Here is a 16,629-nt window from a genome sequence, read left to right as displayed (position 1 = left end):
TGTTAGGCCACGAATAACTCTTTTAGCTGCGGAGTCAAATCGTTGGCATATAAAAGCAAGCCGTCGATGTCTGTTCCTTTTCGAGTGTATTCGTACCAGTTTTCTTTGTCTTCAGGGGAACTTGCAATCTCATCTTTTCTAGGATGATCATAGACACTTGCTTTTTTATCTCTGAAGACATTTTGTTTAGAAATAAAGACCAATCCTTCTTCTACCCCAATTCTTGCGACTTCATCTGGAGTTAGAAGGGGACGGCCTTGAATTTGTTTATTTTCACTTGATGATCCATTACGATAACTATGCGATTTTGAGGTGGATCTAGTACGTATAGTCTGCTTACCTGACCTTGTAGAATAGTATTCCATCGTATCCTTGTCATTTGTCCCTAAAAATAGGTGAGTAGCACAGTTATTAAAGATGGTCTTCCAATCACTTTTATAAAGTGATTCTAGCTGATTGACAGCTTGGATGATAATCTTAATAGACATCTCACGACTACGAATAGAAGAGAGGACCTGGGCGAAGTTTGGAATACGGCCAATTTGTGCAAACTCATCGAAGATAAACTGAATGTGGCGAAGATTTTTTCTACTGTAGCCAGGTACTTTCCCTTGCAAGATATCATCAGCCTTATGTGTAAGAACCTCAAAACCAATCGCAAACAAGATTGAGGAAAGAAAATTAAAGGCGTTATTGGTTTCAGGAATAGCAATAAAAACAGCTGTCTTTTTCGTATTCCAGGTATCCATTTCCATGGTATCTTCACTGATCAAGTTTCGTACATCTTCATGGTCAAAGATAGAATAGCGAGAAGACAAAATCGCTACCACACTGTTTCTTGTCTCACCTCTGAAGTTTTGGAATAATTTCCACTGTTTATAAGCATAGTTGTTAGGTTGATGTTCGTTCAGTTCCTCAAACATCTGCTCGACAGGACTTGGTACATCTGGATCCTCTCGATACATATTTCTTAATAGATCCGCAACGTGACCCAAGTTTGGCATGTATAACTGGACTCCAGTTTCAGGATCCTTCGAGTCAAAATAGAGATAACCAATCAATGCACGTTGCAGCATCAACTCTGCTTGAACCCAGAAGTCTTCTCCAGTATGCTCACTCTTCTTTGTTCCCTCAGTAATTGCTTCAGAGATACGATCAATATCTAGCTCAGACTTCATGTAATGAAAAGGATTAAATCGATCTGAATTCTTGAGCCGAATCAAATCAAAGATTTTAACAGCATAGCCAGCTTTCTCAAGCATCTTCCCAACTTCGTGTACCAGGTTTCCTTTAGGATCCGTCACAACAAAGTTTGAGTTCATCTGCATTAAATTTGGCAATACAAAAGTAAAGGTTTTACCATCTCCTGGAAGACCAATGACAATCACATTTTTATTGAGCTGGACATTGTAAGCTAAGCGAAAGTTAAATAGGCCCATTTTTACCTGTTTTGAAAAAATCATATTCTTCTCAAAATCAACGTCTTCAAACCGTCTCATTTCCTTCAAAGTCGCAAAACGAGCACTACCTTGTTCTTCTCCCTGACGATATAAATTCTTATCCATAGAAGCATAGACAAGCATTGGGAGACCGAAGCCAATCAACCCTGCATATAAGGCTCCTGAATCAAAGAAAACACCGAAAGAGAAGCGTTCCCAGTGTTCTAGCAACCAACGTAGTCGCAACATTCCCATGAAAGGTACTGCTGCAGTCGAAAGTTGGTAGTAATGGTAAAAGGACTGGAAAATAACAAATGAAAATAGCCCCACCACCAGATAGGGCCATATAGGTTTTCTAATCATCGTGCTTTCTCCTTACCAATATCCTTCGTAACTACTGGCATCATTCCCTTATAGACCTTATTTGTTTTATAGTAGTTGATTTTCTCTTCAGGAGTCATTTCATGTGGTTTCTTCAGCACTTTTTTCGCAAACTCTTCCAATGTTTCTGGGCTTTTCGTGATGTCTGCCAACATATCTTTGAGAGCCTTTTCTACCAAGGTACGATTTTTTGTTTCAAAGAAGAGATAGGTTGCACCATCTTTTTGATGGTAAGTAAAACCTACCTTATACTCTTCCAGGTAATGCTTCAACTTAGCCAAGTGAACTTCACCATTTAATAACTTCTCGACATCTTTTTTTGATTTTGTGGCCATAAAGTCATTAAAACGTGTCTCCCCTTCAAAAGTTCGATTTGCTGCCTTATGTTGTTTCTTGTCATAATGGGCTTTTGCGAGGGCATACAGAGCTTGTATCGTCATCTCCAGGGTAACTTTTCCTTTTAACGCCAGAGAATGACTGATTTTTTCTTGATCCATGTAAGACCTCCTTTATTTTGGATAATTGGACAGTTCTGGCTTAGCAATAACCTGGAATCCGTAAGGTGCTGAAGGTTCTTCCTTTACAGTAACTACCAAGCGTTTCTGACTTCTGTTCTCACCGTCTTTCACGGCTACTACATAGGTTAGCTGATAAGTTGCTTCATCAACAATCAAGCTAGATTCCAAAATCACAGACTGCAGTTGACCTGCTTGTCTATCTATCGTTAATTGAGGAGCTACGAAATCAACCATTTTCCCTTTATCAGAGTAAAGGGCTGGCAAAAAGTAACGTGAAAAGGCATCTAGTTCCCCTGTTTTTGACTGAATGGTTTTTAGATTTGAAAGTTCCTTGGATACGGCCGAGAGTTGCTTTTCTTGATGGTAAACTAGCGTAAGTGATAAGCCAGCAAGTGTCAGACTTCCTACTAGACTCAATAACACCAAAACTCTTCCTAAATACACCCCAAAAGAGCGTTTAGAATAGGTTTGAGGTTTGGGAGTTTCATGTTTCAAGGAAGGGACTTCTGCTTTTTCTTCAGGAATCTGTGCTCCACGTTTTGTTTTAGCTTGGCGCTTAAAGAGTGAGTTTTTTGATTCTTTTACTGTATCCTCCTTGTTATTCACCGTACCAGGCTTCAGGAAGAGGCTATCTGCGATCCCTTCAAACGGCAAATAGACATCTTCTTGGTACACCACTACATTCTTTTTATCCAGTTCTTCTACCAATAAAACGGCCTCTGCCTCCTGATGTTTAACCTTGGCATTTTCTCGCTCCAGGGCTTGATACACAAGGTCTCGATTCTTATACGTTGTGGTCGTGTTTTGTGTCAGATTGGTCAGACGGTACATGTTTTTCAGCTCCTTTCAATTTTCCTTCAGCAAGAGCTGCTTTAATATCAGCCCAGGTTAAATTATGTTTGGCCAAGTAGTTTGACCGTTCCTCATGTTTTGCCAAAATGATTTGAGTTTCTAGCTCCTTCAATTTCTCTTCTTCCCTATTGGCCTTGGCCATATAGTCAGCTAAGCGGTCTTCCGCTTTCTGTTTTTGTTTTTCCAAAGTTTCTAATTTTGTCATTGTTCCTTTTTCCCTTCTGTACTTTGTGTTTGGTTAGTGATTGGTTTGTTTAACGATGGAATACTCGCCTTTTCGCTAGTGTTCAAGCTGTCCACAATCAAAATGGGGTCAATATGATTTACCAGGTATTTCCCATCTTGCTTGCTGAAGCGAATCCGTATGGTTCTTGAAGATCCTACGTTTGTTTGGGCGTTAGTATAATCATACTTCTTCTGTAACTGTGTCTGAGTGTATCTCACTTGAGCTAGGGCAACATGGTTTTCTTGATCGATGTAGATGGTAGAAGACTTCATCTGTGTATCCACTACATAGCCCTTATAGGTTTGTACCGTTGGTTCTTCTTCAGAGTTCACTTCCTGATTGTAAGCAGCTTCTGTCATATAGGGCAAATAGCGATTTCTATTTTCTCCCAGATCCTGCTTATTGAAGTAAGCCGTCAAAAATTCCTTTACATATTCTTGCGTTAGTTCGCTTCCCTCTGCTTTGGTTTCTTGTTGCGTAGTTTCAGCTTCCTGTTTAGCTTTCTTTTGTGATGAGGTTGCTGCTCCAATCCAGAATACGAATCCTAGAACTAGCACAACTCCTATAAAGATTCCTCCTATTTTCAGGAGTTTCAATTTCTCCATATCTATCATTTTCATGATTTACCTTCTTTCTTTTTTAATTCGGTGTCGCAAATGTATAGTAGTCAGCTGGATAGAGAACACGAAAATGGACCTTATCCTGTACACCTTGGACATTACATTCCGAAACTAGGAATGAACCGTCTGGGTTCACAGCTTCCACAATCGCAACATGACCGTATCCACCTGGTGTCCCACCAAATCCACCTAGAATTGATACAACAGCCCCTCTCGTTGGTGACGTACTGTACTTCCATCCTTTTGCGACTAGGCTTGTTACCCAATCCTGACCATTTCCAAGGTAACCATAGGACCCTGATAAGTCTGTAATCGTTCCTAGTTCAACTAAACGATTATACGCATACCAAGTACATTGACCAACTGGGTAGCCGCTTCCTTGTTGTGTAGTCATAGAAGCTTGTGTAGGAGGGTGCTCCACTTTTGACTGATACTCGGCAGGGAAATTCCAGGAAGATGCTAACGCTCCACCTCCTCGAACTTGTTGAGTAAGAAAAGCGTGGATCTGCTTAGCATTATTCTGGCGCTCTAAGACCTTATCTCCAGAGTTTCCTTCCCAATTAACCAGGAAACGCTCTGTAAGCGTCTCTACATCCTCTGTACTAGTTAGAATTGAAGTTAGTCCTGTGATATAGTAAGGAGTATCCCCCTCCAACATAAAATCCAGTTGCAGTTCCAAATCATACCACTTCTTATTCTTAGATTTTGCATAGTTTAATAATAGAGTATGTCTCGTGGAGCCATCCGCTGTATCTGTCCACTGTCCCAATCCTAAACCTCGTCGAAGAATATTTGGGTATCTTCCGTTATAAATCGCTGGTCCTCCTATAGCTAACCAGGACTCATCATCCCATGAAGAAGAATCAGCCCCTACTGGTGGGCTAAGATAGTCTCCTTCAGCACGTTTAGGATTGATATTACTTTCAGTTGCAAAGTTCCCAAGCATGGCTGCCAAACCATTATCTGTTAGCCCTGGTACCTTTTGCTTCAGGTAATCTTTTATCGCTCGTGATTTTTGCCCCAAATCGCCATTAAGTGTGGTAATGACTGAGGTTGTCTGATTGTACGTGACAGATTGAAAGTAAAAGCCTGGATTAACTGATGTCCACTTTTCTTTCTTATCCTTTGTCTCTTTTTCCTCCAATTTTTGATACTGAATGATCTGGTAACCATTTGCCGTTACCTTCCCAACCTCATCTCCAGCTTTGACCTGATCACCGTCAGAAACACGGATATTTCCTACCTCTTCATAAGTAAAGATGGCTTTATCTGTTTTGATGGATACAGTCGTATCATCTGTCACACTGACTTGACCGTCAATAGGAGCTCTTAGAGCTTGTCCTGTTGAAGCTTTTAGTTGTGTTTTTTCATAAATTTCACTCTTAGAGGTATAACCAAATCTCTTCAGGATAACTAAAGGGGCTTGATAAGAAGGATCGTCCTCCTGGTAAAAAGGGTTAGCTAGTTCTTGATAAGAGGGGTATCGACCAACTTCTTTAGTCAACTCCTCTAGCTCTTTATACTCTTCTAACTCGCTATCACTCAACTTAGTCCACTTGAGATCTGACGAGGGGCCATATAAGTCAGCCATCTTCTTCAAATTGTGAGGGTCATCATTCAAATGATTCCAAAGATCATTCAAGGCATCTGAATAGTGATTGAAACCTAACGTCCCAGCCCATTCACCACCAGTCCCCTCATTCCAATTACTTTCTGGTTTCCAATCGCTACCGTAGCGAAAGTTCATGAAAAAGATCATGTCATCGATGTTTGTCCAATAGTCTACCTTATCATTGGACTTCTCTCGATCTCGTTTACTGATTTGAAGCCAGGATTTGTTCAAGTCAAATTCATTTTGTTGGACTGGACCACTCCCTCCAAAAACAGACATAAATATCCCAAATACTGCAAAGATGATAAACATTAAGAAATAGGACTTGACAGCTAAAGGATTTGTTAAAATCGAACGTAGTATTTTTGACGAAAACTTTAAGACTTTTCCTGTACGTTTTGATGCCTTCCCAAACTTTGAACGTCCCAGTCGCTTTTTGGCATGTTTCATTTTTTTGCTGAGTTTTCCTTCCCAGGAGAACTCTTTTGGTGTTCGAGTATACCCTCGCCCTCTGATGAAATTATAGCTTCTATTGAGCTGTCCATAGCTATGATTGATTGAATACTTGGATAATTTTCCTACAGCATTTAACGCTCTTTTAGAGGCGTTTACCTGGTATTTAAATTGACGAATATTTTGCCTCGCCTGAACCCAGTCTCCAAGAATCTCATTATCTCTGACCGTTTTCTCAACGTCGTGTCTCACTTTCAATCGGGCGCTTTGTTTTGCACGTTTCTTCAGTCGGTTAGGGATATAACTGTCATCAGCCTTTTTAGCTCGTTTATAGAGCGTTGTGGCAATTTGTTTTTCCAACTTTGCTCGATCACGTTGTTGCTTAAAGAAAAGACCTCTAGCTGTTGCTTGAGGTCCTTTGTGTAGTTTATAATCTTTGTTTGCTAAGCGATAATTCTTCTTAGCTTTTTTAAATGCAACTTTTGAGTCTAAACGTGCTTCTTTAGGAGCTTTTTTATTATTGAGGGATGTTCCTTCTTTGATTCTCCTCTTACGCTCCTGTTTTAATTGTTTGGGATCACTTTCAAACAAAAGAAATCACCTCTCTTTCTATTTTTTTAACCATCTGTCGCAACCAATTGATACAGTTTGGTATCTTTAGGGATAGGATTTTCAAATGGGACAATGGTATCTCCAGCAACAATCAAACCAGTACCCTTTGCTTTTGGCCGCAAGACAAATCGCTCTAGTGAAGGCGTAAGAGGGATAACCTGCTCCAGGGCTTCCAGGTCCGTTCGTTTCAGCTTCAGGAGGGCTAGAAACTCACAGTTTGCGACTAGCTTTCTACCTTCTTCTGTAGATAAAACAGTCTCTGGATTCTGTGTAATCCCTGTTGGGATGGCTCCATATTTACGAATACGTGAGTACAGTTCTGTAAAGAAGGTTGCTTGAAGTTTATTCTTGAAGTAGAGCTGCAACTCATCAAAATACAACCATGTAATGGTTTTACCTTGGTTATTGACTACCTGGTTCCAGATAAAGTCCTGAATCACCAGGAGGGCAAATGGCTTCAATTTACCACTCAGCTGCTTGAGATTGAAGATAATAAAGCGACTATTCATATTGACGTTTGTAGGGTGTGCAAAGATATCATTTGATCCAACCGTATAAGGTTCTGCCTTCAGCGCCAGATCCTTAGCAACGGCTTCAGGTTGACGTTCCAAAACCGCTTGCCAATCCTTAAAGGTTGGTTTTTCAAATTCCTCATAGGTCTGTCTCGTTACACGGTCAATCATCGCAAATTCATCGTCTGATACTTCAGAGAATATATTCTCAAACAGGGTTGATAAGAGGTTTGATTTTTGGCCAATCGGGTCACTATCTTCTGCCTGCAATTTATCCTTATCAGGTAGATCCAACAAGTTAAAGTGATGTTGTGATCCAGGAGCGATTGTGATGATTTCAGCACCTAATTCTCGACCAATATCACTGTATTCATCTTCAGGATCGACGATAATGGTATTATCTTCAGGGTAACGTAGTTTGGTAGGAATAATCTCCCCTCCTTTAGCAAGAACAGATTTTCCTGATCCTGAAGTCCCAAAGATACAACCTGAACCTGTATTCAAGTCTTTCTTACGGTCAACTGTGATAGCGTTCTTTGATAGCTGATTCTGGCCATAATAAATTGCACGTGGACTGTTAGATCGAAGATCTACGTTGGTAAATGGGACTTGTGTGGCCAAGTTACTGGTAGTCATATCTCTCATAAAACGGCGTTTTACGTTGATAAATGGAATTCCAATCGGTAGAATGGTATTCAAGGATTCTTCCTGGTACAAGTAACACTTATCCAGTTCTACCGTATTCTTACGGACAGATCGTTGAACCTGCTCTGTGTAGATATTCAACTCTTCCAGAGTGTCAGCTATGAAGAAAATCGTCATCACACCTGAAAACATTTTTTGGTCATTGTCCTGAAGTTCTTCAGTCCATTTCTCTGTTTCGCGAGATGTCTCCACAGCTTTCCCACCAACGGCCAGGTCACTTCCATAACCTTCTTTTGCGGCAGCCTTCTGACTTTTGATCATTTCCCTACGTACACTTGACTTAACTGTCTTGATTTTCTTCAGGGCATCTGCAGTATCATAGGGCTTAGCATGCAGACTGATAGCCAGTTCAATTCCTGTATCCAGGATATTCTTAATCAGTTTGTCATTCAAGAAGGTAGGATATTGTCTAACATACATCACCCTTGCGAAACAATCATCAATTTTCATATGATCTTTTTCAAACTTCAGATAGTTTGGAGCTACAAAGTCCCTGGTGGATAATCCAGAAATAGAGATGTCTTCATAGTTAAAATCAATAAAGCCTTCTCGCCTCAAGAGTTTTCGGAATATAAGAAGACGATCTAATCCCTCTAACTCCTTAAAGGAGATTCCTAAGCCACTGTATTGACTTTCAATAACGCTGGCTGTATCATCAAGGATTCTTCTAGCTTGATGATCCTGATCTGTTTGGGTTGTAATCGTCAGATATTTTTCTACCTTGAAGGTATTTTGTTCCTGAGAGAAACGATCATTGATCATCGCATTGTATTCTTTACGATAATCGTCATATCCATCTCCAACCAAATCATAGCGGATAGAAGATAAGCTGTTGCTTTCTACCCTACGATTCAGGATCAATAGCTGCATATCATTGTCAATGTCCAGCGAATTAAAAATATCAGCGCTTGTTTCAATAATATCAATTCGCTCATCATCTGTTGCAGTAATATAGCTTGTATCACCTAGGCGATAGGTCTTTGAAAATTGATCATTTGTAATTTTCATGAGGCCATCAGGCATCAACCATTGATAATTAAGACTATTCTGTGTAGATGCCGTCATGGTACGTCTTAGACGTTTGGCCCGTTCCCGTTCCTCCTTAGAGAGTTTCGGGGTTTTCTTTCGGCCGAATAAATTCATTTCTTGTGTATTCCTTTCTGTCATAATCTGTCTGATAAGAGCGTTCCTGCTTGGTTAACATGAAACGAACATTATCTTTAATTTTCTCATCGAAATAACACCCGAAAATAACAAAAGGCGCTAATAACAAAATATCAACGCCATAAAGAATAGTATCAGGTGCCTTCAGCCAATAGAGGATGGTTGTGACAACTACTGTCAATGCGATACCAAATAGTAGCACTAACTGTCTCAGTGTCATATACCCTAAAACTGGCCTTTCGTAGCTATCTAAAGCCTTTAAAAATTCACTGCCTAAACGTGTCATTCTGTTCCTTTCTTTCCATTATCTGGGCCGTAAAAGGTATCTACAATTCCTGCAGAGCGTAAAGCAGATTCCAATGCCGATCTCGCTAGCTCAGAAGCTGCAATACCTCTTACCTTCAATTCCCATAACTCTTCCTCTTTTTCCTTAATTAAATTATCCATCCAAGCATTGTCTTGCACAAGCTCATCTCGCCGTTGCTTGAGTTCTTCTAAATTCATACTTTATCCTTTCCATCAAAAAAACAGCTCTTCTTTAGAACTGTTTCATTACCTACTATTTTTATTTATTGAGAAGTCTTTGCCAGAACGATCGTTTTTGTAAATACTCTATCTTCTCTTCTGCTACATTTTTCAGTCTACGTAAACGTTGTGATTCATTGGTTAGACGTTGATTTTTAGAGATAATTTCTCCTTTTTCCTGCTTCAATCTTTGTTTATCTGATTCTAGTTTTTGATTATCCTTTTCTAACTTCTTGTAATACTCCTCCTCTTCGTGATAGTTTCTCAAGATTGTTTCGGCTTGCTTAATTTCTTTTCTCAGCTGGTTGACTTTCTCAGTTTTTTGATTGAAGTTCTCTTCCAACTTCTCAATTTTTGCCTGCAATTCCTGACACTGTTCCTCATAAGTTTTCAAAGTTTTGTACTTCCTTTCATTATCATCTAAAAAGACAAATGCTTCTATGTGGTATTTATCAAAATTCCCATACAGTTTATAGTTTGTTTCCTGATAAACTTTCCTCACTCTATCAGCAATACTTTTAACCTGTTCAGGTGATGTAAATTCTTTAGGTACATATATCTTAGTAGACTTAGGGAAATTAGCTTCGGCTTCAAACAAGGGAATGCCTTCTTTAGCTAATTTTATCCGTTTAACAGGTTCTGGTCTACTCGTTTTATAAAATTCAATACCCAGTTGACCATTTAAACGGTAGTATTCAGAATAAGGATAAGTCTCATCAATATCAATCAAGAGCTTTAGAATAACAAAGTCTTCATCTTCAAATACAATCCGTTGCATCGGAGAAATAGCTTTAGGAAAAATATAAGCCGTATGATTGTCATATTCAATCTGAAATTTCTCAATAGTCTTGAAAGCCTCGATAAAAGCATTCAGCTCAGAGGAATACTCAAAGCTACTTTCTAACCCCTTTAACGGGCTCTCTTCACCTGGATAGTAACTAAAGTATGGTTGACCTACATAGCGACCATCTTTTTTCTGGCTACTTCTTGGATTAACCTTGAGACCCGTTTCCAAATCAAAAAGAGTCGCCTGTTCTTTTGGTGTCGTAACAATTTGTGCTCGCCCCTTTAGAGCGAGTGCTTGAAAAGCATTCACAGTCTCTTCTGCTCCGGATTCTTTCCGCCATACTGCATAAAACTTTGAAACAGCCATACCATCCCTCCTTCAGCATTCTCTCTTCATTATACCATATCCTAATTCACCTCTTCTAACTATTGTGCCATTTTTTCTATCTTTCTCATGCTATAACTAGAAAAGAAAACTACAGTCAACGCTAAAGCCATAACTACAAAAACCATCCTCATAAACTCTACATTGTTGAGGTACAGGATTTTAAACACTGACATAAAGGAAGCGTTTCCTACTCCTAATATTTGAGAAAAGTGTGAATTAAATATTTTTGTGGTTACATATGCAACAAAAGCTAAAAAAAGATTTATAGGTACTAAAACTGATAAAACAGAAGCACTGATTCCCCCTAAAATAGAAAATATTCTATACTTTTTATTTGTATCAAATAGACTATCTGTTTTTGTATCATATTTTCTGGTTTCCAACAACAAATACTCTTTGTTTCCTCTTGAATGCTTAGATGTACGTTTCTGCTTTAAAGCGAGAGATTTATTTTTTCTAATCATAAAAATAATTCCTTCCTAGTTCACCTGCATGATATTCTTAGCCATGCGTTGGCTGCCAAAGAGCACGATAATGTAAATAATTCCTTTAGCTATCGCAACTAAAGCACTTGTCCAGGCTCCAGTCTTATCAACGGTTAAGATATCATTCGTGACAATGGCTGGGTAAAGCATGATAATAACTACTAAAATCAATCCCTGAAGGACAGCAGCAGCATAGAGCTTAAAGAAACCGAGGCAGATTGGGCGTAAGCTATCCACCATGTAACAAGCGACAATAATTTTAGCGATTCCCTTATACGTGTAAAGCGTAAAGGAGCGCAACAAGATCAACAACTTAGTCGAGATTTGACCAATGAAATCAACAACATTATAAATAAACTGTAGCATTGACTTAGCCATCCAGTTCAAATTTGTCCAACTGAACTCAGCATCATTTTTTATCTCTTTAATTCCCAAGCTAGCAATAGATTTGATAATAACATTGAACAACCAAGACAAAGCATCAAAAATCGCATCCACATAGAGAATAAAGAAGAGGGCGAGGGCATACTTGAGAATCTCCTCAATCCAAAGCTGAAAAGACAACTCGCCTCCGTTGCTTTTAAGATGCTGGTGCCAATTCATGAGGTTGATCCCCATAAAAAGGAGAAGAAGCAAAATGGCGACCTTCTCCATCGACCCCGACACAGTTCCCATCAATTCATAGGCTGTCGCATTATAGTCTTTTAGACTCATGGTTAGTTGATCAAGTGTGGATTGGTTCATAAAACCACCTCCTTTTTCTTCCTCATACTAGCCAAGAGATTGGAGACCTGTTGCCAAGGCTGTAAAAAGAGCTTTCAAAACGGCACCAAGAAGTGCACCTAATATCAAACTTTGGATTCCTTTATCCTTCTTATCATCCAATTCACGTTTGATTCCTACCGCTAAGTCCCAGGCACCCCAAGCTGCCCAACCAATACCGATAATCCCACCGATATTTCCAATTTTATTAATAAAATCTACAACTGCATCCATTCTTTTTTCTCACTTTCTATTTATAAAAAAGGTACTAAGAAAGTTTCCTAGTACCTACTTTGTTTATTTAATACTATTTTTCATCCTCTGGACGAAAGGTTAGAGAGAGGGCTGTAATCACAGCCAAGACAACGATAATGGTCGTTTCCCACCAGTAATATATTGGAACCCCGTGAGGGAAAACAAAATCTGTCATCAGATTATTAAACCATTCTGGAGCAGGAATGTTTTGCCTAGTTAGCAAAACATATCCCTGTAATCCAAAACCTATAGCGAAGAAAGATACAGTCTTAAACACAAACCAACCAATTGCTGTCGCAATCAAGCTCTTAATCAGATTAAAGATAAAGAGGAGAAACATGAGTGGAGTCGCAACCATCAAAACAGCAGCTCTCACAATCACACTCGGTAGATTCTTTACTCCTGACCAGATGGCTTTTCCTAGCCAACGGAGTCCTTTTTTCCACTTCTTCTCTTCTTCAGGTTTGCTTACTTCTGATTTTGTTTTAGTTGGGGTATAGTATCTGTATCCACTTCTAGTCACATGTGCATCCATTTTCGTGTCCTTTCTCATCTCTCTTCCCCCTCTTTTTTATGGCTTCATTATACCATAGATGAGGGGGAATTTCTAGATGTTCTATTTTTTATGCTTACGAAGCCCAGCTCCTGCAAGACTCAACAATCCCAAAATCATTCCCCAAGTTGGAAGCATGCTTGCTGCTGTTCCTGTATTTGGAAGTGATGCTTGTGGCTTGTGTGGTTCTTTAGGCTCTGGTTTTGGAGGTTCTGGCGTTGTGGTTGTCACTTTAGCCGTCATCTCTTGTAAATTGACTGTATTGATAAAGGTATTTTCAACCTTCCCAGCTGCAATTCGCTCCACTTCAATATAGAAGTCAGAGTCAAATGTTCCTTGTACGCCAAGAGAGTTCAAGAACTCTTTATCAATAGTGTAAGCCCACTTACCTTCTTTCTCATTCCATGTTACTTTAACAATCTTCTTGATAAAGTCAGAGTTTGTACTTTGGTCAAACTCGAATTGGAACGCATAAGAAGAACCCTTAGTAATCTTATCTCCTGCCTTAACCACTTTACCGTCAGACAAAACTACATCATAAGGAAGAACCAAGTCTTTTTCAGCAACATATTCTGTACCTCGAATGATACCCTTCCAGTTGCCAGTATAGCGATCATGCTTCACATCTAGCTTATCAATACCATCATACTGATAAAGTGTATCATGTTTAGCAGGAACAGTTACACCATCGAGTAGATAGCGGATGTATTGGCCAATCTGTACTTCTTGGCCATCCAAGACTTTTTTATTATCCTTTTGATCCAGGGCATGTTTCTCTGGATTCACATCAGGAACCGAGACAGTGACAAGTTTTGATTGATAGCCATTGCCAAAGTCGATTTGCTTAAAGCTATTCTCAACTTTCTCCCCTGCTTTAACCAGGAGCTTAGCTGGAAGATCAACAGTAACATTCTTATTTGGTTTCACGTAGTTTTGATAGAAACTCTTGGAATCTTTTGCTACCCAGAGATAGAATTCACCCTTCGGATTCAAGTTCAATTCCTTCAGGATTTTATTGATTGCATCTGTACGTGCTTTGTGTGAGAGCACATGGTACATAGTAAAGAGCGCTTTAACGTCTTTACCTGCAGCAGTCATCTTGATCTTGCTGTGGTCAACTGTGAAGGCATTGTCTTGAACGTCATCCAGGATAGCAAACTTCTTACCAAGTACCTGCGCTGAAGCAAGAGTTTTGGTGTATGGACTGTAATCTGTTGTCAAACGGAAGGTCACGTTGCGATCAAACGTTGTCGCACCGTTTATATTCTTACCAGAACGATCCAGAACCGATTTTACTGGTTTTGGAGGTCTTGATGTATAGTTTACCACAGTGTTTGAGAATACTTCATAGTTATTCACTAACACTTTATAAGTGTTGTCATAGAATCCTTTATCATAGATTGGCTTCCAAGTAATCACAGGAGCTTCTAAGCGTTTCCCTTCGTAGGTTGCAGTAAAGGTATAAGTGTTCTTTCCTGCTTCATAGGCAACGCCCCAACCCGCTTTCTCTGTAGCTGCCTTTGTGACAGCTACATCAGGAACAGCACCAGCTTCGAGTGGATCAATGATAGTAATCTTGTCACCTTTTTTCAGGTTCGCATAGACATTATCATGGGTCAATGTATAGGTCTGAGTAGAGTTTTTAGCAACTGTTTGGCCATCTGTGTTGGTCTTATCTGTATCTGCTACAGATTTGCTGACAACTGGCTTATACTGTAACTTGTAGCCGTGATAGCTTGCGGATAACTTCTGATTTTTAGTTTCAGAAATAGTTTTAAGAGCCAAGGTTGGCTTAACTGGATTCTTCGCTTTGACCAATTCAGCTGATACAGGTTCAGTCTTAACTGGCTTCACGGTTGTTTTTGTGATAGTTGCCGTAGCTGGAACTTCCACAACTGGCGTTACAAACCTCGTATTCAAAGCGAACCAATATGTTTGGCCACTTGGACTATCTGGTCCATCCCATTGGATAAATTCGGTTGTGAAGGCTGTCCCTTCCTTGAAAACACCAAGTGCAGCGCCCTTGTATTGGTAAGGTGAGTCAGATGTATCCCAAAGATGCCCTACATCTTCTTGGCGGTTGTAGTCTTCAGCATAGACATAGCCATAATCTTTGTTTTCTGTAACAGTTGAGCCGTTAATTTCAACGTGAGTTCCGTTAATGGCTTTCGCACCTTCCCAACCAATACGATTGTGATTGAGTGAAGAATAGGTCAAAGTTGCAGGAGTCTTTTCACTTGCTTGGAAGGTTACTTCTTTCCCATCCACATTGTAGTAGTAGGTATCCGTAACCAAGAAATTCATGTAGTCTGCTGATCCACCTGCTCCATCGTTACGAGCTACTACGAATCCTTCTGTTGGATCATTCAAGACATAGACATCATTCAATCCTGTCTTCCCTTGATTAAGAATCTCGAATTTTCGATGGATACGAGAAATATCATGCTTTTTACCATCTGCAGTTGAAACAGTCAAACCTTTCAGATTAGTGTAGTCAATTTCTGTTTTCCATCCAGTGCCAACATCCTTGTATTTTAAGACTTTGGTAGAATCAAGAATACGACCATATCCTGAAGAACCACTTGAGGAAGCAATATAACTTGTCGTTACTACTGTTGAACCTGAAGCAGATGACTTCACTGTTGCTTCAGGATTAGCTGATGCAAGACTGAGAGCCTGTAAGACAACCTCTTTTGTGTACCCTTCCGTACTTGTTTTAGCTTGAAGTTCATTGTATTTCTTCTGCCAGTCTGCTTGTGCTTTCTTAGCTTTGTCATAAGCTGCTTGGTTTTGTTTCCCAATTTGCTTCGCTTCATCAGCTGAAGAAACTTCCTTTGTTTTAGAAGTTAGAAGCACTCCAGTATTTTTCAGTTCGGTTGATTTGCGTTCAGCATCTTGATTTACCTGCTCACTAGCATTCTTCTTCTCTGTGTAGGCAGCCATAATCGCTTTGTTAAGCTCAACTTTTCCTTTTGCAGCTGCAATAGCCTGTTCGTTTTTCTTTTGTAGCGCCTCTACTTCTTTGACTGAAGAAACGGTACGTGTAACGACTTTAACATCAACTTTTTCTTTCTTCAGCTGTTCAGATGCGCTATCTACCGCTTTGTTTAAAGTATTAGCTTGCTTAACAGTAGTATCATAGTTCCCTTTTTCAACTAGGTAATCTGCTACTGCTTTCTTATTCTCTGATAAGACTTCCTTAGCTTTTGTAGCAGCTTCCTTGTTTTTAGATACTGTTCCATCAGTAGCTGTCGAACTGTCATTCGTCACTGTGACAGTTGTTTCCCCTTCATGCTTGGCTTTTTCATCAGCTACAAATTGATTGTTAGCTTGAATAGCTTTTTGCGCTTCCTTGAAGGCTGTATTGTTTTCAACTTGTTTTGCAGTTGTAGCTTCAAGCCCCTTGACCTGCTTGTCCTGATCTTGCTTAATCTCAGACTTAGATTGTTCAAGACTAGATGAATTAGTGTCTGTACCTTTGTCAACACTTGGTGTTTCAGATACAACTACTCCAGCTTTTTTAGCCTTGTCAGCAGCCTTTGTGACTTCTGTATTATCAATTGCTACAGGCTGGATTCCTGTTGCTTTACCAGCTTGTGTAGCATACATGTTATTGTCATTCTTGCTTTCAGGTTGGACTGCTTCATCCGCAAATGCTGAACCTGCAGAGAAGGCTACAAAACCTGCAATTGCAATACCTGATGCTAAACCTTTAGCCCATTTTTTCTTACGGAAATATCCGTGTCCTTTTGTTTTTTCTGTCATATATGTCTCCTTTTCT

The 16,629-nt window shown here is 39.6% G+C and carries 15 protein-coding genes; all 15 read right to left on the bottom strand.

Annotated features, from left to right (window positions below; translation table 11 throughout):
• Positions 1-2 precede the first annotated feature (2 nt).
• The 15 genes from D8855_RS05365 to D8855_RS05295 all read right to left on the bottom strand — a co-directional run bounded on the left by D8855_RS05365 (position 3) and on the right by D8855_RS05295 (position 16,613).
• On the bottom strand, positions 3-1,802 hold the full coding sequence (locus tag D8855_RS05365; protein WP_125416411.1) for a VirD4-like conjugal transfer protein, CD1115 family: 1,800 nt from the start codon (positions 1,800-1,802) through the stop codon (positions 3-5).
• On the bottom strand, positions 1,799-2,317 hold the full coding sequence (locus tag D8855_RS05360) for a hypothetical protein (RefSeq protein WP_125416409.1): 519 nt from the start codon (positions 2,315-2,317) through the stop codon (positions 1,799-1,801). Before D8855_RS05360 ends, D8855_RS05365 begins: the two co-directional genes overlap by 4 nt.
• Before the next feature lie 12 nt (positions 2,318-2,329).
• Complete coding sequence (locus tag D8855_RS05355; RefSeq protein WP_125416407.1) at positions 2,330-3,169, bottom strand: hypothetical protein; 840 nt, start codon at positions 3,167-3,169, stop codon at positions 2,330-2,332.
• Entirely contained in the window at positions 3,123-3,395 is a 273-nt protein-coding gene (locus D8855_RS05350; RefSeq protein WP_125416405.1) for a type III restriction endonuclease, read from the bottom strand. The genes D8855_RS05355 and D8855_RS05350 overlap by 47 nt, the downstream gene beginning before the upstream one ends.
• The gene (locus tag D8855_RS05345; protein WP_000781848.1) at positions 3,392-4,036 is read right to left on the bottom strand and encodes a hypothetical protein; all 645 of its coding nucleotides are present in this window, start codon (positions 4,034-4,036) and stop codon (positions 3,392-3,394) included. Before D8855_RS05345 ends, D8855_RS05350 begins: the two co-directional genes overlap by 4 nt.
• Before the next feature lie 19 nt (positions 4,037-4,055).
• Positions 4,056-6,692 (bottom strand): phage tail tip lysozyme, encoded by a 2,637-nt coding sequence (locus D8855_RS05340; RefSeq protein ID WP_125416404.1) that lies wholly within the window; start codon positions 6,690-6,692, stop codon positions 4,056-4,058.
• Between the two features lie 26 nt (positions 6,693-6,718).
• Entirely contained in the window at positions 6,719-9,073 is a 2,355-nt protein-coding gene (locus D8855_RS05335; protein ID WP_125416402.1) for a VirB4-like conjugal transfer ATPase, CD1110 family, read from the bottom strand.
• Positions 9,033-9,380: a PrgI family protein gene (locus D8855_RS05330; RefSeq protein ID WP_000197459.1), complete on the bottom strand. Its 348-nt coding sequence runs from the start codon at positions 9,378-9,380 to the stop codon at positions 9,033-9,035. The genes D8855_RS05335 and D8855_RS05330 overlap by 41 nt, the downstream gene beginning before the upstream one ends.
• Positions 9,377-9,598, bottom strand: a complete 222-nt coding sequence (locus D8855_RS05325; RefSeq protein ID WP_001047223.1) for a hypothetical protein — start codon at positions 9,596-9,598, stop codon at positions 9,377-9,379. Before D8855_RS05325 ends, D8855_RS05330 begins: the two co-directional genes overlap by 4 nt.
• Positions 9,599-9,659: 61 nt before the next feature.
• Positions 9,660-10,772, bottom strand: a complete 1,113-nt coding sequence (locus D8855_RS05320) for a hypothetical protein (protein ID WP_125416400.1) — start codon at positions 10,770-10,772, stop codon at positions 9,660-9,662.
• A 59-nt stretch (positions 10,773-10,831) separates the two neighbouring features.
• Positions 10,832-11,257, bottom strand: a complete 426-nt coding sequence (locus tag D8855_RS05315; protein ID WP_125416398.1) for a hypothetical protein — start codon at positions 11,255-11,257, stop codon at positions 10,832-10,834.
• A gap of 15 nt (positions 11,258-11,272) precedes the next feature.
• Entirely contained in the window at positions 11,273-12,022 is a 750-nt protein-coding gene (locus D8855_RS05310) for a hypothetical protein (protein WP_001076659.1), read from the bottom strand.
• 27 nt (positions 12,023-12,049) lie between these two features.
• Positions 12,050-12,274, bottom strand: coding sequence for a hypothetical protein (locus D8855_RS05305; protein WP_000340303.1), 225 nt, complete (start codon positions 12,272-12,274; stop codon positions 12,050-12,052).
• 73 nt (positions 12,275-12,347) lie between these two features.
• Complete coding sequence (locus D8855_RS05300; protein WP_125416396.1) at positions 12,348-12,848, bottom strand: hypothetical protein; 501 nt, start codon at positions 12,846-12,848, stop codon at positions 12,348-12,350.
• A gap of 63 nt (positions 12,849-12,911) precedes the next feature.
• Positions 12,912-16,613, bottom strand: a complete 3,702-nt coding sequence (locus D8855_RS05295) for an SspB-related isopeptide-forming adhesin (protein WP_125416395.1) — start codon at positions 16,611-16,613, stop codon at positions 12,912-12,914.
• Positions 16,614-16,629: the final 16 nt, after the last annotated feature.

The sequence above is a fragment of the Streptococcus mitis genome, from assembly GCF_003942685.1.
Classification (GTDB): domain Bacteria; phylum Bacillota; class Bacilli; order Lactobacillales; family Streptococcaceae; genus Streptococcus; species Streptococcus mitis_CD.
The sequence above is the reverse complement of the archived record's forward strand: the minus strand, read 5'-3'. Positions and strand labels throughout refer to the sequence as shown.

What these genes read in the sequence shown, in the direction of transcription:
- D8855_RS05350 (WP_125416405.1), bottom strand. Translation starts at nt 3,395, where the DNA reads ATGACAAAATTAGAAACTTTGGAAAAACAAAAACAGAAAGCGGAAGAC.
- D8855_RS05365 (WP_125416411.1), bottom strand. Translation starts at nt 1,802, where the DNA reads ATGATTAGAAAACCTATATGGCCCTATCTGGTGGTGGGGCTATTTTCA.
- D8855_RS05315 (WP_125416398.1), bottom strand. Translation starts at nt 11,257, where the DNA reads ATGATTAGAAAAAATAAATCTCTCGCTTTAAAGCAGAAACGTACATCT.
- D8855_RS05355 (WP_125416407.1), bottom strand. Translation starts at nt 3,169, where the DNA reads ATGTACCGTCTGACCAATCTGACACAAAACACGACCACAACGTATAAG.
- D8855_RS05325 (WP_001047223.1), bottom strand. Translation starts at nt 9,598, where the DNA reads ATGAATTTAGAAGAACTCAAGCAACGGCGAGATGAGCTTGTGCAAGAC.
- D8855_RS05320 (WP_125416400.1), bottom strand. Translation starts at nt 10,772, where the DNA reads ATGGCTGTTTCAAAGTTTTATGCAGTATGGCGGAAAGAATCCGGAGCA.
- D8855_RS05305 (WP_000340303.1), bottom strand. Translation starts at nt 12,274, where the DNA reads ATGGATGCAGTTGTAGATTTTATTAATAAAATTGGAAATATCGGTGGG.
- D8855_RS05345 (WP_000781848.1), bottom strand. Translation starts at nt 4,036, where the DNA reads ATGAAAATGATAGATATGGAGAAATTGAAACTCCTGAAAATAGGAGGA.
- D8855_RS05295 (WP_125416395.1), bottom strand. Translation starts at nt 16,613, where the DNA reads ATGACAGAAAAAACAAAAGGACACGGATATTTCCGTAAGAAAAAATGG.
- D8855_RS05330 (WP_000197459.1), bottom strand. Translation starts at nt 9,380, where the DNA reads ATGACACGTTTAGGCAGTGAATTTTTAAAGGCTTTAGATAGCTACGAA.
- D8855_RS05360 (WP_125416409.1), bottom strand. Translation starts at nt 2,317, where the DNA reads ATGGATCAAGAAAAAATCAGTCATTCTCTGGCGTTAAAAGGAAAAGTT.
- D8855_RS05335 (WP_125416402.1), bottom strand. Translation starts at nt 9,073, where the DNA reads ATGAATTTATTCGGCCGAAAGAAAACCCCGAAACTCTCTAAGGAGGAA.
- D8855_RS05300 (WP_125416396.1), bottom strand. Translation starts at nt 12,848, where the DNA reads ATGAGAAAGGACACGAAAATGGATGCACATGTGACTAGAAGTGGATAC.
- D8855_RS05310 (WP_001076659.1), bottom strand. Translation starts at nt 12,022, where the DNA reads ATGAACCAATCCACACTTGATCAACTAACCATGAGTCTAAAAGACTAT.